This is a genomic window from Pseudoalteromonas sp. 2CM28B (assembly GCF_023161935.1).
Genome location: NZ_JALNTH010000013.1, coordinates 36,935 through 59,982, shown reverse-complemented (window position 1 = coordinate 59,982; position 23,048 = coordinate 36,935). Strand labels below are relative to the sequence as shown.

Genomic DNA, 23,048 nt, shown 5'->3' with positions numbered 1-23,048 from the left:
TTTCCCTGCATTCTATCCAGCCAGTATTTATCAAAAACACCCGTCAGGTTTAACGCCATTGGCATTAAACCTGAAAGCTCAAATTCAACCAATCAGCGTTAATTAGTCGGCATTAAATATATCTCGCGCACGTTGTTGCGCTGGTTTGCTTCAATGGCAAATAGTACGGCGTCGGCTACATCTTGCGGGTCGAGTTTGTCGGGCTTTGCTTCATCAAAAAATGGGGTGTTTACCATGCCGGGGGCTATGGTGGTACAGCGGCCATTCCACTCGCTCATTTCTTCAGCTAAGTTTTGGCCAAACCCGTAAGCAAACCATTTAGTTGCGCCATAAATAGAGCCTTTTATTGGCTTACGGCCAGCAGCTGGGCTGGTTAATATAAAGTGGCCTTTGTTTTAGCCCGCATGTCCGTGCGCTTTATTTAGAAATTTGCTACCACCACAAAGTAATGCACAGTATCCTGTACATGTAATAATTTTCCAGCTAAACTTGTCTTATATAATGTACAAGTGAGGTGCAAAATGAGAATAGTGTCTTTTACCGAAGCCCGAAATAGTCTAAAAGCCGTTTTGGATAATGTAATTAATGATGCAGATACGACAGTAATCACTCGTCGTGACACTGAAGATGCGGTTGTAATGTCATTAGATTACTACAACAGCCTTATGGAAACTGTTCATTTACTTCGTTCTCCAGCGAACGCTGAACATTTAAACCGTTCAATTGCGCAGTATAAAGCGGGCAAAACGACTCCACGAGAACTTATTGATGAGTAACAGGTTATTATCATGGACTGATGAAGCTTGGAATAGTTATGTCTACTGGCAGACTCAAGATAAGAAAACCTTGAAACGTATAAATAAGCTAATTGCTGATGTTAAGCGTTCTCCATTTGATGGGATTGGAAAACCGGAACCCCTCAAAGAAAATCTTTCAGGCTTCTGGTCTCGTAGAATAGATGATACAAATCGTTTGGTATATGCCGTGGATGAAACAGCAATTACAGTTATCTCGTGTCGTTACCATTACTAAATAAACAAGATAAATAAACAAGACATCCATCTTAAATTATTCATACTATCCAGCCAGTATTTATCAAAAACAACCGTCAGGTTTAACGCCATTGGCATTAAACCTGACAGCTCAAATTTAACCCAAACAACGTTAATTAGTCGGCATTAAATAAATCTCGCGCACGTTGTTGCGCTGGTTTGCTTCAATGGCAAACAATACGGCGTCGGCTACATCTTGTGGGTCGAGTTTATCGGGCTTTGCTTCATCAAAAAATGGAGTGTTTACCATGCCAGGGGCTATGGTGGTACAGCGGCCATTCCACTCGCTCATTTCCTCAGCTAAGTTTTGCCCAAACCCGTAAGCAAACCATTTTGTTGCACCGTAAATAGAGCCTTTTATTGGCTTACGGCCAGCAGCTGAGCTGGTTAATATAAAGTGGCCTTTGTTTTGGCGTAAATGAGGTAGAGTTGCTTTTGCCGTCCACAGCAGGGCTTTAATGTTTATGTCTATCATGGTTGACCATTCATCGGGGTCGCCTTTTTCAGTGCCTGCGGTTGAAACGCCCATACCCGCGTTGGCGAATGCGGCATCTAGTCGGCCAAATTTTTTAAGCCCTTTTGTTACTACGTTTTCAAGTTCGGTAAAGTCGGTGGCATCTGCGGGTACACTCAGTGCGTTATCTTCACCTAGCGACTCAACTAGTTCAGCTAATTTATCTTCACTTCTGGCGGTAAGAATGACTTTATGGCCGTTATTAACCAATGTTTTTGCACTCGCTTCACCTATGCCACTAGAGGCACCTGTAATTAGAACTACTTTTTCTTTCGCCATGATTATTTCTCCTATGTTTACATATTCAAAATGATAAGAACGGTTTAACTAATACGTGCTATTAACTGTACCAGTTCTGGGTTAACGGGGCTTGAATGCAGGTCACTTTTCGAATGAATTATTTGGATGATGTTAGGTGAGTGGCTTTAATGGGTTTTTGCAAAGGTGGAGTGTTCGTTTTTGTTATACTTTTTATAAAAAAAAGCGCACCTTAAAGTGCGCTATACGTTTATTGTGTTATGTCAAAGCTAACTGAAAGGTCCTCAGTTTGCGGTACACTAATTTGCTTAAGTTGATAAACAGTGAAATCAGTATCTTCTAGCTCTGCATCGTCTATATGTGCGGTGCACGTATAGCCAAGTTGGTAGTCTCCCGGTGTAATGAAAGCAAGCTCAAACTCATATTGGTTATCGTCTTGGTCAAATACAACATTTGCGGTTGCAAGTGGGGCATCTTCTGGGGTTTGCTCATCTATTTCGTATATATCTTTAGGTATTTGAGCATCTGATGAATATAAATATACGGCGTGTCCAAACGTTGAATCTGCAGCAGTGGCGATATTGTCTGTTTCACAGTTATTAATAAGCGCTTGGCTTACTGTGCCTTCAATTTCTTGTGACTCAGAAAGATTTTGTAATCGTACGCCTCTAGGTTTTAAAAAGATCTCCTCATTATTTTGGGGATCGACCAGCGATTTTTTTAGGTCAAATTCTAAAACAAAGTCGTTATCAGTTTGGTTAAGTGTAAAGCCATCGAGTTGTATTTCGCCTACACCATCATTCCCTTTTCTTTTTACCACGAGCGGAGCAATGCTGTCGTCTTCGTATACTACGTGAGATGTAAAACTTAGGTTATTAGTATCGCCATTTATAACCTGAGCGCGGATCCACGAGTATTCGCCTGCTGGCACTTCTTGATCGTCAAGCAGCTCAAAAACATCGTCTCCGGTGTAATCGAGCAAATTAACCATTTGTGGTTGAGATGCGTCAGCTTCACTTCGGGTTTCAAAACTAAATTCTTCATCGCCTTGTGTTTTAATAGTGATTGAATCAAACACGACGTTAACCGCTTTTAAACCACTAACCGGCGCATCTGACACACCAAGGCTAAAGGTTGATTTGTCGCTAGATTGTGGCGGTGTTGTGTCATTGTCATCACTTGAAGAGCCACACCCGGCTAATGCAAAAAGAACGGCGCTGCTGACTAATGTTGATTTAAAATTCATGATTTACTCCTTTAGTTTATAAAGCGGATTGTAGAAGAGCTAAGCTGAATTTAGATTGAACTGGTTTTTAGAATAGTTACTTGAAATTAATCTTTATTTTATTTTGCGCATTTTTGAACAAAAGTATGTACGCCATAGGTTAACTAGTTTGTGAGCACTAAGGTTTTAAGCGTGAAAATTTAAGCGAAAAAAAGAAAAACTTTGCCCAATTAATTTGCTGATATAGGCACACCTTCCACTTATTTTAATGCTATCGCTTTAAAATTTTTACTATATACTCCCGCCACTTCTTTTGAAGTGTATAGATTTAATTCTTGCTGATAATCAGCCCATAGTTGGAATATGTATGAAAGATAAACTTATTGTGTTTTGGCAAAGCCATTCAGAAACAATCATCACTTTAGGTTACAAAGTGGTATTAGCCTTGGCTATTTTAGTTGCGAGTGCGCTTATTGCGCGTTCAGTAAAAAAAGCGATTAAAAATTCTAAGTCGCCATTAAAAAAAGTAGACGAAACGCTACTACCGCTTTTATCGAGTATTGCGGGGTATTTAGTTTATATAATTGCTGGGCTGTTTATTTTAGATATTTTTGGCGTTAATACGGCAAGTTTAATAGCGCTAATGGGCGCGGCGGGTTTAGCGATTGGTTTGGCGCTTAAAAACACCTTAAGTAATATTGCAGCAGGCATTATGCTACTCATACTTAGGCCATTTAAAATAGGCGATTTTGTAGATGCGAGCGGCACGCTTGGCACAGTGAACGAAATAAACTTATTTACAACCATTTTTAAAACCACCGACGGCCTGTATATCGCATCGCCTAACGGTAAAGTGTGGGGCGGCAACATTAAAAACTTTACCCGCAACGGTAAAAGGCGCATGGATATAGTGGTGGGAATTTCGTACGCCGACTCTATTGATGTTGGCTTAAATGTACTTAAAGAAGTTGCCGAATCAGAAAGCCGATTACTCGCAGAGCCAGCGCCTAAAGTAATGGTTACTTCAATAGGCGAAAGCGCAGTAAATATTCAATTACGTGCATGGGCTGTAAATGGCGATTACTGGCAAACCGTGTGGGATTTAAATAAACGCGTTAAAGAAGCCATAGAAGGTGCGGGGCTGAGCATTCCGTTTCCGCAGCGAACGCTGCATATATCTGAGTCGATGGCATCGGCAATAACAGTAAGTAAAGAAGCTTAAACTCTATTAGCACAAACACAAATAAAAATAGCGAGCCTTGGCTCGCTATTTTTATATCAGCTTTTTGCTGACGAGTATTAACCTTCTAATTGAAAGTCGTACACTGAGCCTAAATTAAGCAGCTGGGTTAGTTCATCCAGTGCTTGGTAGCTTTCGGTAAGTAGGGCTGAATCGGCAAAGTCGCTTGCACCTAGCTTATCGCGGTAGTTACGCTTTGCCCAGTCACAAAGCTGAGTGTATTTAGTATCGGTTAAAATAACCTCTGGGTTTACCGCAGCAAGTTCTTGCTCGTTAAGAGCTACACGTAAACGCAGGCAGGCAGGGCCGCCGCCATTTTGCATACTTTGGCGCAGGTCAAAAAACTGCACTTGGTTTACTGGGTTATCGGCTAAAATCATTTCTTCAATGTAGGCGTTTACTGCGCTGTTACGGTGGCACTCTTGTGGCGCTACTAATAGCATTGAGCCATCATCTAGGCTTACTAATTGGCTATTAAATAAGTAACTGCTTACTGCATCGCTAATGCTTACTTTATCGGTAGGTACTTCAATTATGTATAGCTGTTTGCTGCCGGTGTAGGCATCGCGAATTTCTTGCAGGGCATCTTGTTGGTTTAAAAATGCTTGCTGGTGGCAAAGCAATACGTTTGCGTTACCTACTGCAATTACATCGTTATGAAACACGCCTTGGTCTATAACATCTGGATTTTGCTGCAGTAAAATTTGGCTCGATTCTTTTAAATTATGTAATCGGCAAATGGCTTCTGAGGCTTCTAGTGTTTGCCTTGCAGGAAACTTAGCCGGTTTTGGTAATTGGCTGTTAAAGGCGCTTGCACCAAATACAAACATTTCTAGGCCTTGCTCACCGTGGCTGTCGCAAAGTCGGGTATGGTTAGCTGCGCCTTCGTCGCCAAAAAAGCCCTGATCGGGTAAATGCGTGTGGTGTGCAAAGTAGCTATCGTTATTAAACATGGCTTTGAGTAAGCGGGTAGTTGTAGCTGGTTCTAGCGAGCGGTGAAACTTATTGTTTAAATTGGCTGAGGTAAAATGCACTTTGCCATCGAGGGTGTCTGGCGATGGAGAAACAGTAGCGGCATTGGCGGTCCACATTGCAGAGGCCGAATAACACGCGCGCAATAAAATAGGGTCGGCTTTAAATGCTTTATGAATCACTTGCGAGTCGTTGCCGGTAAAACCAAGGCGACGTAGTACGTTTAAATCGGGGCGTGCATGGGGCGCAAACACACCTTGTGTTAGGCCTTTGTCGTGCATGGCTTTCATTTTTTCAAGGCCCTGTAACACAGCTTCTTGAGGGTTTGAAAAACTTGCCGCATTATTTAACGAGGCAACGTTACCATACGATAAACCCGCATAGTTGTGAGTAGGGCCAACTAAGCCATCAAAATTTACTTCTAAGGCGTGCATACAAGTTCCAATCATATTGTTTTTAGTTACTTAACAATACAACGCAATGGCCGCGCTTGCAAAGCCTATAAATACGAAATTTATCGGCTGTAAACTCGCTCTTTATCGCACGTAGTATGGGTATTGCTCGGATCGTTTACCTGCCATACGCTAATGTCTAAACGCCATAGTAGGTAAAGGGTGTGGTATAGGTTAGCCATGGTATTTTCCTTGAAAGTTTCACTGAACACATCTGTACTTTGAAAGAATTATGCCAACTGTTAATTGAATATTTTATGAATACAAATCAGATATTTATTAAAACACTAAAAATAACTTTTGAGCGCTTAGCACCACTTTGGGGCTAAAAGGCTCAAAAGTTGCACCAAAAAGCCACGCAGCAGGTGCGTGGCGTATGGTTTATACGTGGTAATTAGCGGCCTACTTTACCCTTTACTAGTGGGTCGAACGACAGCACACTAAATTTTCCTTGGCTGGCGTTTTTACCGTTATTTAATACTGGCGAGCGATGTAGCTCATCTACGGTAAAATATATTTTATGATCGGCGCCATAACTAAAGCCATCAGGCCAGCTTAAGCGCTCGTCTTTAAATAATACGTGGTATTTACCGCTTGGTTTTACTACACCAATTGCGCCGTTGGTTATGTCGGTAACATACACATTACCGCCGCCATCAACAATAATGCCATCTGAAATGGGTTTAGTGCCGTAACGCGTTACTTTACTTTCAAGGGCGCTTGCGCTCAGGCTTTTATTGTTAATATCGCTTGTGGCAATACGGTAAACCGATGTGCCAGACATAGAGCCAAAGTAAAGCCACTGTTCGCTTGGGTCGAGCGTGATTGGGTTTACGCCTAAACGTGCTGGTTGGCCGCCTAGTTTCATGGTGCGCCCTTCAATGACCATGTCGATGTTTTCGGCTGTGGTGTATGGGCTATTTTGTAAGACTCTGCGCGCCTCACCTGTTTTTAAATTTACGGTAATAATAGCGGCTTGGCTGCCTTGTGCGGTGTCGGCAATGTATACAACGCCGTGTTTATTATCGATAACTAAATCGTTTAAAAACGAGGTGTCGGTAATGGTGGGTATAGCTAAATAAATTATTTTATGCAGCTGCTCTTTGTTGGTATCCCAACCGACTAAACGCCCAGCACGATCAGGGCCTGATGTATCAAGCATCCATAACACGCCATCGGCAGATACATTTATGCCAAGTACATCATAAAACCCTTTGCCGTTTTTATACGCGTATGCCCACTCTTCATTAGGGTAGGGTTTGGTGGTGCCATCGCTTAATAGCTCCATAATTTTTTGTTTTTGGCCGTAAAAACCATGTACCGATAAAAACTTACGACCCGAGGGCGTAATAGCAATATTACCTGGTGGGTGCTGCGCGTCGAATGTAGCTACTGTTTTTAAATCAGCATTTTGATTAGCGGTATTAGCAAACACACTGCTGGTTAAAAACGCAGTGCTACAGGCTGCAACTAAAAGTATTTTTTTAATCTGGTTCATGCTTCAAAGCCTTCTAAAACAAGTTTACCGCGTGAGGTGTGCGATTCTAAAATTTGATGTGCTTTATATAAATTAGCGGCGTTAATTGGGCCTAAATTTTGCCCAAGCGTGGTTTTAAGTGTACCTGCGTCTATCAGCTCGCTAATTTCATTAAGTAAGGTGTGCTGCGCTGTTATATCGGCGGTAGTAAATAGCGAGCGGGTAAACATAAACTCCCAATGCACCGATATACATTTACGCTTAAACTTTAAAATATCGAACGATGTAGGGTCATCTATTAGCGCAAATTTACCTTGGGGTTTAATACACTCAACTATTTGGTCTTGGTATTGCTCGGTATGAGTTAAGCCAATAACGTAATCAAACTCAGCTAAACCAAGCTCTAGGCGCTGCTCGTTTAAATTTTTAGTATGATTGAGTACATGATCCGCTCCTAACTCTTTAAGCCAGGTTACGCTTTGCTCGCGTGATGCAGTACCTACTACGTTTAGCCCTGTAAGCTGTTTGGCGAGCTGTACCAAAATAGAGCCAACGCCACCTGCAGCGCCAATAACTAAAATAGATTGCTGAGTATTTTGCTTATTTTTTGGCACTTGCAGGCGGTCAAACAGCATTTCGTAGGCGGTAATGCTGGTTAGCGGCAGCGCTGCGGCTTGTGCGTCGGTTAATGTTTTAGGCGCACGCCCTACAATACGCTCGTCAACTAATTGAAATTGCGCATTACTGCCTTGGCGCGATAAATCGCCGGCGTAAAATACACGATCCCCCACATTAAATAACGAAACCGACTCGCCAACGGCTTTTACAATGCCTACGCCGTCCCAACCTAATACTTTGTAGCCTTGCTCTGGCGCTACATTTGCACGTATTTTTGTATCTACAGGGTTTACCGAAATAGCATTTACTTCAATAAGTAGGTCGTGCCCGCTGGCTGTTGGGGTATCAAGCTCAATTGCTTGTATAGAGCTTGCTGTAAGCGTTTTAGTGTTTTTGGTGTAGCCAAATGCTTTCATGTGCGTTCCTGATGATTTTAACCAAGTGTTTTTAACTTATAAGCACTATAGCTCAGTTGAAAAATAGAAAAAGACATGAAAAACTAAAGCACTTTCAAATTTTAATTGAAAATATGCGATCATTTAACGATATTCAAACTTTTATAGATGTAGCCAGTTGCGCCAGTATTTCTGAAGCTGCGCGACAAAACGAGCAAACTCCAGCGGCGGTAAGTGCAGCTATTAAGCGCCTAGAAAAAGACTTAGGAAACGTGCTGTTTATTCGCTCTACTCGCAGCTTACGCTTAAGTGTGGCAGGGGAGCAGTTTTTAAGTTACGCCAAAGACTCCCTTTCGCTTATTCAACAAGGGGTAGCTGCAGTACAAACCGCAGTGGGCGAAGTAACGGGAACGCTACAGGTATCGGCCCCGTGCGACTTAGGGCGCAATAAACTAAGTGAATGGCTTAATGAGTTTTTAGCACACTACCCGCATGTAAAACTTAAATTGCACTTAAGTGACGAAGTAAGCGACATTTACAGCCAATCAATTGATATTGCACTGCGCTTTGGTGTACCAAAAGATTCGCAGTTAATTGCAGCGCCACTTTTTTTAAATAATGCGCGTATTTTAGTGGCCTCTCCTGAATATGTAGCAAACAATGGATTGCTTACACATCCACTTAACTTAACGCAGCACACCACCATTACGTTTATGCGTTTTGGTGAAGTGTTTAAAGAGTGGCGATTTTATAAAAATGGCGCAGTGCAAAAAGTGCAGCTACATTGCCAACACATAGTTAACGATGGCGAAATGGTTAGGCGCTGGGCGTTAGAGGGCAAAGGCATTGCGTATAAGTCGTACTTAGATGTAATTGATGATTTAGCAAGCGGGCAACTCGTTCATTTATGCCCCGAGTGGCAAAGCGATCCGCTACCGCTTTATATGATGTACGCCGACCGACGTCAAATGACTCCGGTGATCAGCGCATTTAGGGCGTTTATTCAACAAAAAATAACCGCGTTAGTTGGCTAACTCATCATCGTTTTTAGTTGTTAAATCGCTTATTACTAAATCAAGCAGCTGCATTAGCTGTTTGGCTTGTGTGGGGTCTACACTTTCAAACTTACATAATATGTTTTTTGGAATATCAGCAGCTTCGTTTTTAAGGGCTTGCCCACTTTGGCTAAGCTGAATTAGGCGCTTACGCTTATCGTGCTCATCTTTAATAACAGCCAGTAGAGACTTTTCGGTCATTTTTTTGAGTATTTGAGTCATAGCACCGCCATCAATAGCGGTTTTATCTATTAGCTGCGCTATGGTTATTTTGTCTTGCTCCCACAGCGCCATCATTACTACATACTGCGGATATGTTAAATTAAGTGCAGCTAAAGGCTCACGGTAAGTACGTGCAATGCTATTTGATGCCATATATAACCTATGACACAGCTGATTTTTTAATTTTAATTGCTCAAATGACATACCTAACTCCTAGTGCGTTAATACCTTCAACTCAAAAAACATTTTAATTTGCATGCAAAGTATTTGCAATCTCTAATTACTTGCCCTATTATTTTGCATGCAAACTAAATTAATTGATAAACTTTGGAGTTCACTATGAATGTATTACAAAACGTTGCCTACACAGCAAAAGCAACTGCAACCGGTGGCCGTGAAGGTGTAGCTAAATCTGACGATGGCCGTTTAAATGTAAACTTATCAACCCCAAAAGGGCTAGGTGGCGACGATGGACAAGGCACAAACCCAGAGCAATTATTTGCAGCTGGTTATGCAGCGTGCTTTATTGGTGCACTAAAATTTGTAGCCGGTAGCGAAAAAATTGCGCTACCAAGTGATACACACATTAATTCTGAAGTATCTATTGGCGCGATTGAAGGCGGTTTTGGCATTGCAGTTAAATTAGCTGTATCACTAGGTGATATGCATAAAGCGGCAGCGCAAGAGCTTGTAAATAAAGCGCACCAAGTATGCCCATACTCAAACGCCACACGCGGTAACATTGAAGTAGAGCTTTCGGTTATTTAATTAACTAAATAGTTAATACTTGAACAGCCCAGTGGTTTTGCCACTGGGCTTTTTTGTGCGCTGCAAATTAGCTGAGTTTCCACGCTTATAAATAAATATACGAAAAATCGTATATTCACTATTCCATATATCCTGGTTTTGTTTTATTGTATGCACACTAACTAAACGAGGATGCTATGGAACAACTCAACCCACTTCAATTTTACAAATGCTTAGCCGACGATACGCGCTTAAAAGCCATGTTATTAATTAGCCATGAGCAAGAGCTATGTGTGTGTGAGCTTGTTGCTGCGCTTGAACTTAGCCAACCTAAAGTGTCGCGCCACTTAGCACAGCTTAGGCAATGTGGCTTATTGAGCGACCGTAAGCAAAATCAATGGGTGTACTACAGCATTAATAAAGCCCTGCCACAGTGGGCTATTAGTGTACTAACACAAACCAAAGATGAAAATTCTGCGTTTTATAACGACGATTTAGATCGACTCAATGCAATGGGTAATCGCCCAGAGCGTGCAGCAAGCTGCTGTTAATTAAGCAAATTGATATAACTTTACTAAAGGTATTTATTATGACAATTAAAGTAGGTATTAACGGCTTTGGCCGTATGGGACGTTTAACACTGCGCGCAGCACTAGAGTGGCCAAAAGTAGAATTTATTAAAGTAAACGATGTTGCAGGCGATGCTAAAACACATGCCCATTTATTAGAGTTTGACTCAGTGCACGGGCGTTTAGCGCACAGCGTTACAGCAAACGAGAATAGCTTTAGTGTGGGTAAACACACTATGGCCGTTACCAATAACAAAACCATTAACGACACCGATTGGTCTGATTGCGATGTAGTAATAGAAGCCAGCGGTAAAATGAAAACCACTGAGTTGTTAAATCAATACTTAGCACAAGGTGTTAAGCGCGTTGTGGTAACCGCACCAGTAAAAGAAGACGGCATTTTAAATGTGGTTATGGGTGTTAACGATGATTTATATAACCCAGATGAGCACAAAATTGTTACAGCGGCTTCGTGTACTACTAACTGTTTAGCGCCTATTGTAAAGGTACTACAAGAAAAAGTAGGCATTAAGCACGGCTCAATGACCACTATTCACGATATTACCAATACCCAAACTATTATTGATGCGCCTCATAAAGACTTACGTCGTGCTCGTTCGTGCGGTACGAGTTTAATACCCACCACAACAGGTAGTGCAACAGCCATTACGCATATATTCCCTGAGCTAAAAGGTAAGTTAAATGGCCATGCCGTGCGCGTACCTTTAACTAACGCATCAATTACCGACTGTGTATTTGAGCTTGAGCGTGGTGTAACTGCAACTGAGGTGAATGAATGGTTTGCTCAGGCGTCTAAAAACGAGCTTGCAGGCGTATTAGGCTACGAAGAAAAACCGCTTGTATCGATTGATTACAAAACCGATCCACGTAGTAGCATTATTGATGCGCTATCTACCATGGTTATTAATAATACCCAGCTTAAATTATACGCTTGGTACGATAACGAATGGGGCTACGCTAATCGTACCGCCGAGCTTATGCTTAAAGTTGCTAAAAGCGACTTGGTTTAACCATTTATAAGGTTTAAAGGGCTTTAACCATGTTTGAGCAACTTGCTAATTTACCTACAGCAATAAAACAGTATTTAATTATTACCGGTAATTACTGGGCATTTACCTTAACCGATGGCGCACTCCGTATGCTGGTGGTGCTGCATTTTCATCAGTTAGGGTATGGTGCACTGGCCATTGCCATGCTGTTTTTGTTTTACGAAATTTTTGGTGTGATCACCAATTTAGTGGGCGGTTGGCTTGGGGCTCATTTAGGCCTTAATAAAACCATGAACTTTGGCTTGGCGCTGCAAATAATAGCGCTTGCCATGTTATGCGCGCCAAGTGAATGGCTTACAGTTGCTTATGTTATGGCGGCGCAAGCACTTAGTGGTATAGCAAAAGATTTAAACAAAATGAGTGCCAAAAGCGCCATTAAACACTTAGTGCCCGAGGGAGAAAGCGGCCAAGGCCAGCTTTACAAATGGGTGGCTATTTTAACGGGCTCTAAAAACGCGTTAAAAGGGGTCGGTTTCTTTTTAGGCGGCTTACTACTTACGGTACTGGGATTTGTTGGGGCTTTAAAAGCACTTATTATACTCCTTACTATTGCGTGGATGATTAGCGTTGTATTTTTAAAAGGCGACATGGGTAAAGCTAAAAATAAGCCCAAGTTTAAAGAGCTTTTTTCTAAATCTCGTGCAATAAATTTATTAAGCGCAGCACGGTTATGCTTGTTTGCCGCACGTGATGTGTGGTTTGTAGTGGCTTTACCTATTTATTTAGCCCAGCAGTTTAACTGGAACTTTTGGTGGGTGAGTGGCTTTATGGCACTTTGGGTGATTGGCTATGGCGGCGTGCAATCGCAAGCGCCACGTATTACAGGCACCAGTAATTCAAACGTTGATACTGTTAAACATGCGTATTTATGGGTGTTGCTATTAAGTGGTGTAACTGCACTTTTAGCACTACTTATGCAATTTGATGTTGCTGTGCATACCACCTTGATTATAGGTTTACTTATATTTGGCGGTGTATTTGCAGTTAACTCATCAGTACATAGTTATTTAATTGTCAGCTTTGCTAAAAGCGATGGTGTATCGCTTGATGTTGGCTTTTATTATATGGCCAATGCAATGGGGCGTTTACTGGGCACCGTACTTTCGGGGTGGGTGTTTCAGGTTTATGGTTTTGTAGCGTGTTTATGGGTGAGCGTTGCGCTACTGATTGGTGCCACAATTATCACGGCAATTTTGGCCAAGCGTTAGGCTTAATTGTGCAAAATACCTAAATTATTTTATGTTATTAATGGCTTCACTCAGTTTATATATTAAACTGTAAGCGTGTTTTAATAAAAGGTAATATAAGTGCGAGAAATAACGTTAGCAAAAAAGTTATTATGGATAACAGTAGGTAGTACATTTTTAACAGTATTAGTACTTTCTGGGGTTTTATGGTGGCAGATGTCATCAAACAGCGAGGCGCTCGCTAAAGAGTCTGAGGAGTACATTGTGGCTGAGGTTGAGCAAAAGCTTAACGCCAATGCTGCAGCCTACGGCGAAAAAATAGCTGGTTTTATTAACGAAGCTTACCGAGTTCCAAACTCTTTAGCTGCATTACTTGGTGATGCGGCTAAAACGCAAACCTTAGACCGTGATACCGTAGTGAGTATTAACCGCTCTATTTTAGAAAAAAACCAGTTTTTATCTTCTATTTATTCGCAGTTTGAAGCCAACGCCTTTGACGGACAAGACGCCCAATTTAAACAAGGTTTTAAACACTCTGTTAATGGCGATGGCACGTTAGAGGTGTATATAACGCGCGATCAAAACGGCAACATTGAGCAACAAAAAGTAGCTAACGCTGCCGATAAATACCTAACCTCTTTAAACGAGTTTGGTATTCGCGAAGCGCATTGGTACTTGTGCGCAAAAGACACGCTAAAGCCGTGTATTATGGAGCCGTACCTGTACGAGATCCCATCTGGCGACTCTGTCATGCTAACTTCATTAACCGTACCCATTACTAAATCTGGCCGCTTTATTGGTTTAGCGGGCGTTGATTTAACGCTACCTACTTTTCAGGGCTTAACCGAAAAACTCTCGAGCGAGCTGTACAACGGTCAAGCTAAAGTAACACTGCTTAGTGACATTGGTTTAATTGTAGGTAGCAGCCATTATAAATCTAAATTAGGCCGCCCGTTTAAAGAGGCAGTTAGTAGTAACACTTACAGTGAGCTGGTTAAATTTAAAGGGCAACATGGCCTTTTTAAAACACCTAGCGAGTATTTAGTTAACTACCCAATTAATATTAAGCTGGCTAACACTCAGTGGAGCCTACTTATTGAAGTGCCAAGTAATTTAGCGCTAGAGGGGCCTAATGCCTTAGCTAAAAACATGAGTGACTCGGCCAATCAGCTCGGTGTTGTTATTTTAATAACCGGTGCTGTTATTGCTTTAATTGCTTTTATTATTATGAAAGTGGTAGTAGGCACTGTGGTTGCACCTCTTGAGCAAATTCAACAACGTGTAGATAACCTTGCCAGCTCAGAAGGTGACTTAACTCATACACTCCATGTAGATACCCACGCAGAGCTGATTGCGCTTGCGGGTGGTTTTAATGCCTTTTTAGCTAAGTTACGTGGCTTAATTGCAGAGCTTAAAGATGTATCGTCGCAAACAAAACAGCAAGGCGAAATAGCACAGCATATTGCTATTGATACAAAACATAATGTGCAATCGCAGTTTCAAGAAATTGAAAGTGTAGTGACCGCTATGAACGAAATGAGCGCTACCGCACTTGAAGTTGCCAGAGCCTCTGAGCAATCTGCTCAACAAGCGGATGAAATAAATGGTTTAGTGGTTAGCAGTGAGTCGAGCTTGTCATCGGCTATGAGCCAAGTGAAAACCATGTCTGAAGAAATAAAAGAAGCCAACCAAGCGGTAGAAAAAGTGGCTTCGCGTAGTAAAGATATTACGCAAATTTTAGATGTGATAAGAACCATTTCAGAGCAAACCAACTTACTTGCACTTAATGCCGCCATTGAAGCAGCACGCGCTGGTGAGCACGGTAGAGGCTTTGCCGTAGTTGCCGATGAAGTACGTGCACTGGCGTCTAAAACACGCTCATCTACCGATGATATTAGCCAACTTATAGATAGCTTATTGTTAGAAGTAGGTAATGCATCAACCGTAATTGAAAAAGGCGTAGTACGCGCGCAAAGCGCAGTAGACGAAACCTCAGTGGCGTTTGACGCGCTGCACAGTGTGGTAGTAAAAGTAGATGAAATTACTAATCAAATTACCCACATTGCCACCGCCGCCGAGGAACAAAGTTTAGTAACCGAAGAGATAAACCGTAACCTTACGCTAATTTCTGATGCGGCATCGCAACTTGCTGATTTATCTACCCAAGCTGGCGATAGTAGTGAAGCGCTTAATGCACTGGTAGCGCAGCAAGATAGCGAGCTAAATAAACTTAAAACGTAAGTAAAGCTCAACCCTAGCAAATATAAAAAGCGGCTAATTCACACGAATTAGCCGCTTTTTTTAGTTGAGACTTTTTAGAAGTTAGTAAAACGAAACGTTATAGCTTTTTGATCAAGGCAAACATTTGGTTGATCATCGGCTGCGCTAATTGCTCAACCCCTGGGCGGTTAAAATAGCCACGCAGCCCAGTAAATTGCACCTGAAAAAACTGCGCGTATTCAAGCGCGGTAAGGTTGCTGCTTAGCTCATTATTTTTAATGGCTTGAGCAAACAAGGTGGTTAAGAAGGCTTCAAACTTTGCTGATAGATCTAGGCTTAGCTCGTATAACGAGGCGTCTTTTTCTGCAAATTCGCTGTTTGCTTTTACCAACATACAAATAGCACTTGGGCTACAGTCTTTGGTTTTAATAATTACGTTTTCTACAAACGCACGCAAACCACCTAAAACAGAGTCAGAACTTGCTAAAAACCCATCAATTTGGCTTTTCATTTGTACTGTGTAGTCTTTTAAAGACTCGCTGTATAGGCCTTCTTTAGAGCCAAACGCCGCATATATACTGCCTGGGCGCATGTTAATGGCTTCTTGTAAATCGCGGGTTGAGGTGGCGTTAAACCCCTTTTCCCAAAACAATTGGCTTGCAACGCGAATTACATTATCGCGCTCAAATTTAACTTTGTTTGCCATTCTATTCTCAACTATTTTGAACGTATGCTCAATTTTAACTTGAACAGTCGCTCAAAATCAAATAGTATGTGTCTCGAAGTTACTTAACCTGACACCAGGTTACTCAAACACATTAATTTATTGGAGCAGAACATGGCAGAATTTACGTTATATACTCAAGACAACGCACCTGAAGAATCAAAATCGCTTATGGCTGATTCAGTAGCAGCATTTGGCATGGTGCCTAACCTTCACGCAGTAATGGCAGAAGCGCCTACGCTACTTAAAGGCTACCAAGTACTGCACGACTTATTTCAAAAAACATCGTTTAACGCAGAAGAGCTAACAGTTGTATGGCAAACAATTAACGTTGAGCACGAGTGCCATTACTGTGTACCAGCGCACAGCGCAATTGCCGCTTCAATGAAAGTTGACCAAGCTATTGTTGATGCACTAGTAAACAAAACACCACTTGCCGACGCAAAACTTGAAACACTACGTGAAACAACGCTTGCAATGACACGCGATCGCGGCGTAATTAGCGATGAGCAAATTGAGAAATTTTTTGCAGCAGGTTACGGTAAACAGCAACTACTAGAAATTATTGTTGGTTTATCGCAAAAAGTAATGAGTAATTACACAAACCACCTTGCTGATACACCAGTTGACGAACCATTTAAAAAGTTTGCTAAATAATACCAATTCGCTTAATTAAGTGATCTATTTTGAGGCTGGAAAAACGTGTTGATAGCAAGGCAAGAAATTCGCTATTTAGTTGTTCTAAATGAGAGTTTTTTAACGCAGGTAGCGACACGTTTAGCCCCGCAAAATGATTAAGTATTATTGCGGATTGGTATAACAGCGATTTTATAAATAACAAAGGCAGCCTAGGCTGCCTTTTTGTGTTTTAAATGCAAAGTTATTTAAATTTAACGGTTTTTGTACTACGAGTATAAATACGCTGCTCGGGTTTAGTCCATTCACCCTTTTTTAAATATGAGGTTGAGACTACAAATTTATCGTCTTTTAACTCGCTCATCGACTTAACCTTAGTAATCCCATCTTGACTGCCTGTCACGTCTTCATAGGCTACAAATTGAGTAGGGCTGAGCACTTTCATGGTGCCTTTTGTGTAAAACCCTGCGGTAGTGAAATAGTAAAACACCAATGACTCTTTTTTACTGTCGTAAAAAATCATCGATTCACCACCATATTCGCCTTCATTAATAGAGTGCTTGGTATGTATAGCTTTACCATTTAATGCACGCTCCCATCGGCCAACATCTTGTACTGGTTTGGCTCCCTCTGGCACTTTAAAGTCGGCCTGCCAAGTGCCTAAATAAGGCTTAAATACGGCAAGTTCTTTATCAAGGTTAGTGGGTGCATCGGATGCATAGCTGCTAACTGTGTATAAGCATAATACTAAGAATAGCGCTTTAAAATATGTCATAATTTGGCTCTTATTATTTTGGTTTAACAGCTTTTAGTATAGGCGAACATTAATTGATAAAGAAAACATTAATTACCTTCTCATTGCTTTTTTTAGCCGTAATTTGGCTTGCGTACCTATCGCAATACTTACCCGTTTACATACCTATTTATGTACCCACCTATATAAGTGCACTGAGCCTAATTACTTTTATAATGTACGCATGGGATAAACGACAAGCTAAACAATCAACGCATAAAAAAGTAACTCGTACGAGTGAGCGGACACTGCAGTTATTGTCATTGTTTGGCGGATGGCCCGGCGCGCTCATTGCACAGCAATGGCTTAGGCATAAATCGCAAAAACGGCGTTTTATAGGTGTGCTGTGGTTGTGTATTATTTTAAATGTAGTGAGCATACTGTCACTATTTTTTCTGGTAGGCTAAAAATACAAACACAAAAAGGACTTTTATGACTAATTCAAAATTAGCAGGTGTAACTTTAACGCTTATTTTATTTTTACTATTTCCAATTCAAGGATGTGCAGATATGTTTGGCTTTTTTAATAAACAAGATGTAACGCTATCACTGCAAATAAAAGGCCGATTACTAAAAAGTGGAGAGCCGCAGGCGGGTGTTAAAATTACCCGAGAGCTTATCTATGGAGATACCTATATAGATGAAGTAGTAAGCGATAGTAATGGGGATTTTTATTTTGAAAATAAAACTATAAGTAGTTCAAATCCCTCTAACATGTTTTTTAATAGCTCATTGCTACAGAGTGTTTATATTGGTAACAATCAAGATGAAGATTCAATTTTGTGGTACGCCACAATACAGTTCACAGAAGAGCAAGCACTGCTGTCTGATATATTAAATAACTTTAAATGCGAGCTTGGTAAAGAGGCTATAACGTACGATATACCGATAAAAAACTCTGGCCAATTTTATACTGTTTATACGCGTTGTAAGTTATAGAAATTAGTGAGAAGTTTGATAAAGCCACTAATATTACTCTATTAGTGGCTTTAATATGACGATTAACGTTTTAACTGTGCTTCTTTTTGGTTTAGTAAACGAATTATAGGGTTTTGTTCTAATATTTTACTTTTCAAAATATAGCCAATAATTAGTCCCGCTATAAAGCCACCAATATGCGCGCCATAATCAATGCCATCAGGGCCTGTTACTGCACCAAAAATGTTAAATCCTAACCAAATAGCAAAAAACCATACAGCTGAAAGTTTCTTTTGATAAATTACAAACATAAAAGTAAGGCTTGCGTGTCTAAACCACATTAAATACATGCCAAATAAGCCAGCAATTGCGCCACTTGCCCCCACACCAGGAATTTCTGACAGAGGGCTTACAATGAAGCTAGTAAACGAGGCAAGTAACCCGCACACTAAATACCATAACAGAAAGCGTTTATGGCCTAAAACATCTTCTAGGTTATCGCCAACGATGTATAAAAAGTACATATTGCCGACTAAATGCATTATAGAGCCATGTAAAAATACGCAAGTTAATACAGTCCACAGCTCATTACCTTTGCTTAAATCAGCAGGTGTCATAGCAAAGTTATCAATAACATAGCTGAATGAACTTGGGTTTAAAAAGTAAAGTGCAAAAATCAATGTATTTAAAACAATAAGGCTACGAGTAGCCCAAGGGGTTTTCTGTGGTTTGATATTATATTCAACAGGCATTTGTGTTAAAAATTGGAACAAGTAGGTTTTCCAACTTACTTTTTGATTTAACTCACCTAAACTCGCTTTTATTTCAGGGCTTTTTTCAACACTTTCAAGTTCATCTTTATCAATCCATGTGCCATCACAATGTCTACAAACGTCAATTTCGGTATGAAAAGCTTCTAGAAGATGAAATCGCTCTAAGCTCTTACTGCAATCGGGGCAATCAAGTTCAGAAACTCCTAAGGACTCACCAAAGTGAGTTTCAAATTTCTCGCCTTCAGGCCCTTCATTTATTTCTGAAATCATACGGTTAACTTCGTTTTTTTCAAACCATAAACCGCCACACTCACGGCAAATATCTATTTCTTCACCTTGATAATTGGTTGCTTCTAATGGGTGGTCTTTACAATGAGGGCAGTTCTTAGTTGGCATTTGTTAACTCCTTTAATGAACCGACTGAAATATCGTTTTGTTTTAGCTCTTTTTTTAATTGTTCGGCACTATTTTTTAATTGCGGAAGGGTAGTGGATTGTAGTTGCTCCGCAATTTTTTTGAGCTCGCTTGCTGCATGTTTAGCAGAGGTTTTTCTGCTGACTGCTGCGTTGATTAAAAACTCTGAACGAGAGTAGAAACGGCGTATTTGGGTCAATAGTTCACTGGGCGTTTCAAGTGTTGTGGGCGAATATTGCATGGTTTGCCAAATGTATTTTTCAAGCGTTGGCTTAAAGTATTCCATCTCTGATTTTGGAGGGCTTTTAGCTAATCGCTCTGCATATTCGCTAACACTATTTACGTTATCGGTTACTTCATCAAATAGGGATGTGCGTAAGTAATAGTTATCTTCCATTTTACTGAAATTATCGAACTTAAGCGCTTGTTCTAAACCGCTTTGAGCAGCTAAATACACACCAAACACAGTAGAAATAACCATAAAAAATTGATTTAGCCAAAAGCCAGTGCTTTTTAGTTCTTTATGATCTACAGTTTTTAGTGCTTGCGCGAGTTTTTGGGTTGCTGCTGGGTTTTTAGTATTATTATGTTGTGGAGAGGGTATTGTGGGTTCCAATTCTATATCCTTATAATAGCTTCCTTTTTAGGCGTTTAGAGTACCTATATTAGATATAGCTTGCAACCCGATATTAATTTAAAGCGATTTACATCCTCTGCTATTTTCATACATTGAGCATATAAATTCGTTTTTTATAAATTACCGATGTGTATGGCAAATTATAGTTTATTAAGCTCTTCAAGCTGCTAAAGCGCATTTATATCAAACTCATCACATAACACAGCAGTGCCGTTGGTAGACTCGTGGCGCAAGTGTACAATTTTTTGGTAAGCGTCTGAGTTATACCAACCTAAAGCTTGTTCGCGGGTTTTAAATTTGAGCACGACAGTGCGGTCGTTCTTTGTATCGCCTTCAATTACATCTATGTTTTGATCTACCACTAAAATTTCCATATCAAAGCCATTAAAGGTTTCAATTGATTGCGGTAAATACTGGTTATTAAGCTTGTTTGAATCGGTTACTTTGTGATTAAAAATAAAATATGCGCTCATGGTTCTTCCTCATTTAGCAGTTAAATAAAATAAAACATAGCGCTAGTTTTAGCGCCTTGTTTAATGCATGAGGTAAGTATATTGGTATATATAAAATTGATAATACCAGTATAAGGGTAATTAGTTTTTACTTTAAATATATAATTAAAGTCATTTTTGCAAAATGTTTTCAGCTTCAGAATTTAAAAATACGGCACCGCTTTGCGTTTCGCCCAAATAGTCGTCTTTATTATAAATAGGGCAGCTTTTAAGTGACAAACAGCCACATCCTATACAGCTATCTACCTTGTCGCGCAGGCGTTGCATATGGGCTATGCGTTCATCAAGCTGTGCTTGCCAGCGTTTTGAAAGTGCCGACCAATCTTGTTTTGTAGGTGTGCGGTTATCAGGGAGGGTGGCAAGGGTGGTTTTAATTTCATCAAGGGTTATGCCCATTGCTTGTGCTGCTTTTATAACGGCTACTCGGCGTAGTACATCTTTTTTATAGCGGCGTTGATTGCCGCTGTTTCGCCAACTTTTAATTAAGTGTTTTGTTTCGTAAAAGTGCAGAGTTGATACTTTTACGCCACTACGTTTGGCTACATAACCAACAGTTAGGTTGGCCTCTGTTAGTTTTGTTTGGTTTATTGGCATTATTTTAAATTTCCGTTTGACCTCAATATAACTTGAGGTTTTAAGCTTCTTTCAACATTAAAAAAGGAGCTAACTAAATGCAACAAAAAAATGAGCGTAGTACTGTTATTATTTATTCAAGCGCACGTAAAAATGGTAATACACAGGCGCACGTTAACGGATTTGCAGAGCAAAATAATGTGCGGGTAATATGCTTAGATGATTATAAAATAGCGCCATACTGCTACAGTAAAAACTATAAAAACGATGATTTTTACGCTGTATTTGAAGCACTTTTAAAGTATGACCATTGGGTATTTGCGTCACCCGTTTATTGGTACAGCACCACAGTACAAATGAAATTATTTATTGATAGAATAACCGACTATATGGACGATGAAGTATTAAAGCCAAAGTTACGAACGCTGCGTAGTAAGCATTTTTCTGTGCTTTCTAATGCGTCATCAACCGAAGCGCCGGCGTGCTTTATAGAGCAGTTTAAAAATACGTTTAGCTATTTAGGCATGCAGTTTATTAACCACAGCCATAAAAGTACCCAAAAGGTTGCTTAAATTGCAGCCTTTTTTGGTTGTCTCTGGTAGTTTAGTAACCATATTAAAAACACAGGATTGTTTTATGAAATATTTACTATGGTTAGTGCTACTTTCTAGCCCTTTAATAAATGCAGCTGAGCAACCAATTAAAGGGTTTGGTAATTATTATGATGTACCTGAACACGATAAAATTAATAGCTCTACGGTATTTAAAATAGCATTTGATGTAGCTGATGGCGCTAAAAAAGGCGAGCAAAATAATTCAATAAATTCGCTTGCGCGTTTTATTAATATGCATGTAGCACACGGTGTAAAGCCTGAAAACATTCAACTTGCATTAGTTGTGCACGGCAGCGCAAGTGTTGATGTGTTAGCTAATAGCGAATATAAAAAGCGCTTTAGTGCAGGCAACAAAAACCAAGCCTTAATTAAGCAGTTACTTGCTAATAACACTAAAGTGTATGTGTGCGGGCAATCGGCTACTCACTTTAAAGTAACGCCAGAGCGTTTAATTGATGGCGTAAAAATGTCGCTTTCAGCAATGACCGCTCACGCACAACTTCAACAACAAGGCTATACGCTCAATCCATTTTAATGACTCAAATTATAAAAAACATACTTTGCTTTGGCGACTCAAATACATGGAGCTTAAACCCTGTAACGGGTAAACGTTTTGATGAAAATAGTCGTTGGCCAGCGCTACTAAATAAAAATTTAGGGCCTGGCTTTAACGTAATAGAGGCGGGGCAACCAAATCGTACTTTAGTACATAACCCGCCTTTTGATGGTGTGTTAAGTGGTATTAGTTATTTAAAGCCTTATTTAGAGAGGTGTGATATCGACTTTATTATTATTGCTCTTGGTACGAACGATCTTAAAAAGCGCTTTAATTTAACACCTATTTTAATAGCCGACGGCTTGAATTATTTAATTAGCTCAATACATGGTTATTATGAACAAAGTAGTACTTTACAAACCCCTGAAATTATTATTGCCAGCCCACCTAAAATAACAATTACCAAGCAGTACTCACGTATTTTTCAAGGGGCCGATATAAAAGCAATAGAGCTATCTAATGAATTTCGGTGCGTGGCAGCTAATAATAAATGTGCATTTATTGATTTTAATACATTTATTGACGTGTTTGGCGGTGACGGGATTCATTTTAAAAGTGAACAGCACTTAGCGGTAAGCTTTGATATTACTCAATTAGTTGAAGAATTGTTAAAAAGTTCTTAAAT

Annotated in this window: 27 protein-coding genes and 1 pseudogene; 15 read left to right on the top strand and 13 right to left on the bottom strand. The window is 40.3% G+C overall.

Annotated elements, in window-relative coordinates; genetic code table 11:
- Window positions 1-98: 98 nt before the first annotated feature.
- Window positions 99-389, bottom strand: a pseudogene (locus MTN96_RS17665) (SDR family oxidoreductase); the annotation flags it as partial.
- 132 nt (window positions 390-521) lie between these two features.
- Here MTN96_RS17665 and MTN96_RS17660 point away from each other — a divergent pair.
- Both MTN96_RS17660 and MTN96_RS17655 read left to right on the top strand, forming a co-directional pair.
- Entirely contained in the window at window positions 522-776 is a 255-nt protein-coding gene (locus tag MTN96_RS17660) for a type II toxin-antitoxin system Phd/YefM family antitoxin (protein ID WP_004587013.1), read from the top strand.
- Window positions 769-1,032, top strand: a complete 264-nt coding sequence (locus tag MTN96_RS17655) for a Txe/YoeB family addiction module toxin (RefSeq protein WP_248532388.1) — start codon at window positions 769-771, stop codon at window positions 1,030-1,032. Before MTN96_RS17660 ends, MTN96_RS17655 begins: the two co-directional genes overlap by 8 nt.
- A 132-nt stretch (window positions 1,033-1,164) precedes the next feature.
- On the opposite strand, the gene MTN96_RS17650 is transcribed toward MTN96_RS17655, so the two are convergent.
- Together MTN96_RS17650 and MTN96_RS17645 are read right to left on the bottom strand one after the other, a co-directional pair.
- On the bottom strand, window positions 1,165-1,845 hold the full coding sequence (locus MTN96_RS17650; RefSeq protein ID WP_004587015.1) for an SDR family oxidoreductase: 681 nt from the start codon (window positions 1,843-1,845) through the stop codon (window positions 1,165-1,167).
- Window positions 1,846-2,074: 229 nt separating this feature from the next.
- On the bottom strand, window positions 2,075-3,070 hold the full coding sequence (locus MTN96_RS17645; protein WP_248532387.1) for a DUF4382 domain-containing protein: 996 nt from the start codon (window positions 3,068-3,070) through the stop codon (window positions 2,075-2,077).
- Between the two features lie 346 nt (window positions 3,071-3,416).
- Between MTN96_RS17645 and MTN96_RS17640 the strand changes: the two genes are divergently transcribed.
- Window positions 3,417-4,271, top strand: a complete 855-nt coding sequence (locus MTN96_RS17640) for a mechanosensitive ion channel family protein (RefSeq protein WP_248532386.1) — start codon at window positions 3,417-3,419, stop codon at window positions 4,269-4,271.
- A 77-nt stretch (window positions 4,272-4,348) separates the two neighbouring features.
- Here MTN96_RS17640 and astB read toward each other — a convergent pair whose 3' ends face one another.
- From astB to MTN96_RS17625, 3 genes are all read right to left on the bottom strand, one after another.
- Window positions 4,349-5,695 carry an N-succinylarginine dihydrolase gene (astB, locus tag MTN96_RS17635; RefSeq protein WP_248532385.1) on the bottom strand — a complete coding sequence of 449 codons (1,347 nt, stop codon included), beginning with the start codon at window positions 5,693-5,695 and terminating at the stop codon, window positions 4,349-4,351.
- A 412-nt stretch (window positions 5,696-6,107) separates the two neighbouring features.
- Window positions 6,108-7,211, bottom strand: coding sequence for a major royal jelly family protein (locus tag MTN96_RS17630; protein WP_248532384.1), 1,104 nt, complete (start codon window positions 7,209-7,211; stop codon window positions 6,108-6,110).
- Window positions 7,208-8,224, bottom strand: coding sequence for a zinc-binding alcohol dehydrogenase family protein (locus tag MTN96_RS17625; protein ID WP_248532383.1), 1,017 nt, complete (start codon window positions 8,222-8,224; stop codon window positions 7,208-7,210). The genes MTN96_RS17630 and MTN96_RS17625 overlap by 4 nt, the downstream gene beginning before the upstream one ends.
- A gap of 113 nt (window positions 8,225-8,337) precedes the next feature.
- On the opposite strand from MTN96_RS17625, the gene MTN96_RS17620 reads away from it, so the two are divergent.
- The gene (locus MTN96_RS17620; protein WP_248532382.1) at window positions 8,338-9,237 is read left to right on the top strand and encodes a LysR family transcriptional regulator; all 900 of its coding nucleotides are present in this window, start codon (window positions 8,338-8,340) and stop codon (window positions 9,235-9,237) included.
- On the opposite strand, the gene MTN96_RS17615 is transcribed toward MTN96_RS17620, so the two are convergent.
- On the bottom strand, window positions 9,226-9,684 hold the full coding sequence (locus MTN96_RS17615) for a MarR family winged helix-turn-helix transcriptional regulator (protein WP_248532381.1): 459 nt from the start codon (window positions 9,682-9,684) through the stop codon (window positions 9,226-9,228). The genes MTN96_RS17620 and MTN96_RS17615 overlap by 12 nt on opposite strands.
- Before the next feature lie 135 nt (window positions 9,685-9,819).
- Here MTN96_RS17615 and MTN96_RS17610 point away from each other — a divergent pair, with 135 nt between their 5' ends.
- The 5 genes from MTN96_RS17610 (at window position 9,820) to MTN96_RS17590 (ending at window position 15,294) form a co-directional block, all read left to right on the top strand.
- Window positions 9,820-10,248: an organic hydroperoxide resistance protein gene (locus MTN96_RS17610; RefSeq protein ID WP_248532380.1), complete on the top strand. Its 429-nt coding sequence runs from the start codon at window positions 9,820-9,822 to the stop codon at window positions 10,246-10,248.
- Window positions 10,249-10,424: 176 nt separating this feature from the next.
- On the top strand, window positions 10,425-10,778 hold the full coding sequence (locus MTN96_RS17605; RefSeq protein WP_248532379.1) for a metalloregulator ArsR/SmtB family transcription factor: 354 nt from the start codon (window positions 10,425-10,427) through the stop codon (window positions 10,776-10,778).
- 38 nt (window positions 10,779-10,816) lie between these two features.
- Window positions 10,817-11,827 (top strand): ArsJ-associated glyceraldehyde-3-phosphate dehydrogenase, encoded by a 1,011-nt coding sequence (locus tag MTN96_RS17600; RefSeq protein ID WP_248532378.1) that lies wholly within the window; start codon window positions 10,817-10,819, stop codon window positions 11,825-11,827.
- Between the two features lie 29 nt (window positions 11,828-11,856).
- The gene (gene arsJ, locus MTN96_RS17595) at window positions 11,857-13,074 is read left to right on the top strand and encodes an organoarsenical effux MFS transporter ArsJ (RefSeq protein WP_248532377.1); all 1,218 of its coding nucleotides are present in this window, start codon (window positions 11,857-11,859) and stop codon (window positions 13,072-13,074) included.
- A 99-nt stretch (window positions 13,075-13,173) separates the two neighbouring features.
- Window positions 13,174-15,294 carry a methyl-accepting chemotaxis protein gene (locus MTN96_RS17590; protein ID WP_248532376.1) on the top strand — a complete coding sequence of 707 codons (2,121 nt, stop codon included), beginning with the start codon at window positions 13,174-13,176 and terminating at the stop codon, window positions 15,292-15,294.
- Window positions 15,295-15,391: 97 nt separating this feature from the next.
- Here MTN96_RS17590 and MTN96_RS17585 read toward each other — a convergent pair whose 3' ends face one another.
- Window positions 15,392-15,979: a TetR/AcrR family transcriptional regulator gene (locus MTN96_RS17585; protein WP_248532375.1), complete on the bottom strand. Its 588-nt coding sequence runs from the start codon at window positions 15,977-15,979 to the stop codon at window positions 15,392-15,394.
- Between the two features lie 132 nt (window positions 15,980-16,111).
- Here MTN96_RS17585 and MTN96_RS17580 point away from each other — a divergent pair, with 132 nt between their 5' ends.
- The gene (locus MTN96_RS17580) at window positions 16,112-16,654 is read left to right on the top strand and encodes a carboxymuconolactone decarboxylase family protein (RefSeq protein WP_248532374.1); all 543 of its coding nucleotides are present in this window, start codon (window positions 16,112-16,114) and stop codon (window positions 16,652-16,654) included.
- A gap of 223 nt (window positions 16,655-16,877) precedes the next feature.
- On the opposite strand, the gene MTN96_RS17575 is transcribed toward MTN96_RS17580, so the two are convergent.
- On the bottom strand, window positions 16,878-17,408 hold the full coding sequence (locus MTN96_RS17575) for a hypothetical protein (protein WP_248532373.1): 531 nt from the start codon (window positions 17,406-17,408) through the stop codon (window positions 16,878-16,880).
- A 53-nt stretch (window positions 17,409-17,461) separates the two neighbouring features.
- Between MTN96_RS17575 and MTN96_RS17570 the strand changes: the two genes are divergently transcribed.
- Together MTN96_RS17570 and MTN96_RS17565 are read left to right on the top strand one after the other, a co-directional pair.
- A complete protein-coding gene (locus MTN96_RS17570; protein ID WP_248532372.1) occupies window positions 17,462-17,833 on the top strand; it encodes a DUF1294 domain-containing protein in 372 nt (123 codons plus the stop codon).
- 25 nt (window positions 17,834-17,858) lie between these two features.
- A complete protein-coding gene (locus tag MTN96_RS17565) occupies window positions 17,859-18,365 on the top strand; it encodes a DUF6795 domain-containing protein (RefSeq protein ID WP_248532371.1) in 507 nt (168 codons plus the stop codon).
- 62 nt (window positions 18,366-18,427) lie between these two features.
- Here the strand turns inward: MTN96_RS17565 and MTN96_RS17560 are convergent, their stop codons facing one another.
- The 4 genes from MTN96_RS17560 to soxR form a co-directional block, all read right to left on the bottom strand.
- Entirely contained in the window at window positions 18,428-19,513 is a 1,086-nt protein-coding gene (locus tag MTN96_RS17560) for a rhomboid family intramembrane serine protease (RefSeq protein ID WP_248532370.1), read from the bottom strand.
- Window positions 19,503-20,147, bottom strand: coding sequence for a hypothetical protein (locus MTN96_RS17555; RefSeq protein WP_089349420.1), 645 nt, complete (start codon window positions 20,145-20,147; stop codon window positions 19,503-19,505). Before MTN96_RS17555 ends, MTN96_RS17560 begins: the two co-directional genes overlap by 11 nt.
- Before the next feature lie 188 nt (window positions 20,148-20,335).
- Entirely contained in the window at window positions 20,336-20,641 is a 306-nt protein-coding gene (locus MTN96_RS17550; protein ID WP_248532369.1) for a DUF1330 domain-containing protein, read from the bottom strand.
- A 150-nt stretch (window positions 20,642-20,791) separates the two neighbouring features.
- Window positions 20,792-21,274, bottom strand: coding sequence for a redox-sensitive transcriptional activator SoxR (soxR, locus tag MTN96_RS17545; protein ID WP_248532368.1), 483 nt, complete (start codon window positions 21,272-21,274; stop codon window positions 20,792-20,794).
- A gap of 77 nt (window positions 21,275-21,351) precedes the next feature.
- On the opposite strand from soxR, the gene MTN96_RS17540 reads away from it, so the two are divergent.
- The 3 genes from MTN96_RS17540 (at window position 21,352) to MTN96_RS17530 (ending at window position 23,046) form a co-directional block, all read left to right on the top strand.
- Window positions 21,352-21,825, top strand: coding sequence for a flavodoxin family protein (locus MTN96_RS17540; RefSeq protein ID WP_248532367.1), 474 nt, complete (start codon window positions 21,352-21,354; stop codon window positions 21,823-21,825).
- 64 nt (window positions 21,826-21,889) lie between these two features.
- On the top strand, window positions 21,890-22,402 hold the full coding sequence (locus MTN96_RS17535; RefSeq protein ID WP_248532366.1) for a DsrE family protein: 513 nt from the start codon (window positions 21,890-21,892) through the stop codon (window positions 22,400-22,402).
- 8 nt (window positions 22,403-22,410) lie between these two features.
- Window positions 22,411-23,046, top strand: a complete 636-nt coding sequence (locus MTN96_RS17530) for an SGNH/GDSL hydrolase family protein (RefSeq protein WP_248532434.1) — start codon at window positions 22,411-22,413, stop codon at window positions 23,044-23,046.
- Window positions 23,047-23,048 lie beyond the last annotated feature (2 nt).

What these genes read in the sequence shown, in the direction of transcription:
- MTN96_RS17600 (WP_248532378.1), top strand. Translation starts at nt 10,817, where the DNA reads ATGACAATTAAAGTAGGTATTAACGGCTTTGGCCGTATGGGACGTTTA.
- MTN96_RS17610 (WP_248532380.1), top strand. Translation starts at nt 9,820, where the DNA reads ATGAATGTATTACAAAACGTTGCCTACACAGCAAAAGCAACTGCAACC.
- soxR (WP_248532368.1), bottom strand. Translation starts at nt 21,274, where the DNA reads ATGCCAATAAACCAAACAAAACTAACAGAGGCCAACCTAACTGTTGGT.
- MTN96_RS17660 (WP_004587013.1), top strand. Translation starts at nt 522, where the DNA reads ATGAGAATAGTGTCTTTTACCGAAGCCCGAAATAGTCTAAAAGCCGTT.
- MTN96_RS17655 (WP_248532388.1), top strand. Translation starts at nt 769, where the DNA reads ATGAGTAACAGGTTATTATCATGGACTGATGAAGCTTGGAATAGTTAT.
- arsJ (WP_248532377.1), top strand. Translation starts at nt 11,857, where the DNA reads ATGTTTGAGCAACTTGCTAATTTACCTACAGCAATAAAACAGTATTTA.
- MTN96_RS17540 (WP_248532367.1), top strand. Translation starts at nt 21,352, where the DNA reads ATGCAACAAAAAAATGAGCGTAGTACTGTTATTATTTATTCAAGCGCA.
- MTN96_RS17645 (WP_248532387.1), bottom strand. Translation starts at nt 3,070, where the DNA reads ATGAATTTTAAATCAACATTAGTCAGCAGCGCCGTTCTTTTTGCATTA.
- MTN96_RS17560 (WP_248532370.1), bottom strand. Translation starts at nt 19,513, where the DNA reads ATGCCAACTAAGAACTGCCCTCATTGTAAAGACCACCCATTAGAAGCA.
- MTN96_RS17625 (WP_248532383.1), bottom strand. Translation starts at nt 8,224, where the DNA reads ATGAAAGCATTTGGCTACACCAAAAACACTAAAACGCTTACAGCAAGC.
- MTN96_RS17615 (WP_248532381.1), bottom strand. Translation starts at nt 9,684, where the DNA reads ATGTCATTTGAGCAATTAAAATTAAAAAATCAGCTGTGTCATAGGTTA.
- MTN96_RS17565 (WP_248532371.1), top strand. Translation starts at nt 17,859, where the DNA reads ATGACTAATTCAAAATTAGCAGGTGTAACTTTAACGCTTATTTTATTT.
- MTN96_RS17535 (WP_248532366.1), top strand. Translation starts at nt 21,890, where the DNA reads ATGAAATATTTACTATGGTTAGTGCTACTTTCTAGCCCTTTAATAAAT.
- MTN96_RS17575 (WP_248532373.1), bottom strand. Translation starts at nt 17,408, where the DNA reads ATGACATATTTTAAAGCGCTATTCTTAGTATTATGCTTATACACAGTT.
- MTN96_RS17605 (WP_248532379.1), top strand. Translation starts at nt 10,425, where the DNA reads ATGGAACAACTCAACCCACTTCAATTTTACAAATGCTTAGCCGACGAT.
- MTN96_RS17640 (WP_248532386.1), top strand. Translation starts at nt 3,417, where the DNA reads ATGAAAGATAAACTTATTGTGTTTTGGCAAAGCCATTCAGAAACAATC.
- MTN96_RS17550 (WP_248532369.1), bottom strand. Translation starts at nt 20,641, where the DNA reads ATGAGCGCATATTTTATTTTTAATCACAAAGTAACCGATTCAAACAAG.
- MTN96_RS17620 (WP_248532382.1), top strand. Translation starts at nt 8,338, where the DNA reads ATGCGATCATTTAACGATATTCAAACTTTTATAGATGTAGCCAGTTGC.
- MTN96_RS17580 (WP_248532374.1), top strand. Translation starts at nt 16,112, where the DNA reads ATGGCAGAATTTACGTTATATACTCAAGACAACGCACCTGAAGAATCA.
- MTN96_RS17630 (WP_248532384.1), bottom strand. Translation starts at nt 7,211, where the DNA reads ATGAACCAGATTAAAAAAATACTTTTAGTTGCAGCCTGTAGCACTGCG.
- MTN96_RS17585 (WP_248532375.1), bottom strand. Translation starts at nt 15,979, where the DNA reads ATGGCAAACAAAGTTAAATTTGAGCGCGATAATGTAATTCGCGTTGCA.
- astB (WP_248532385.1), bottom strand. Translation starts at nt 5,695, where the DNA reads ATGCACGCCTTAGAAGTAAATTTTGATGGCTTAGTTGGCCCTACTCAC.
- MTN96_RS17650 (WP_004587015.1), bottom strand. Translation starts at nt 1,845, where the DNA reads ATGGCGAAAGAAAAAGTAGTTCTAATTACAGGTGCCTCTAGTGGCATA.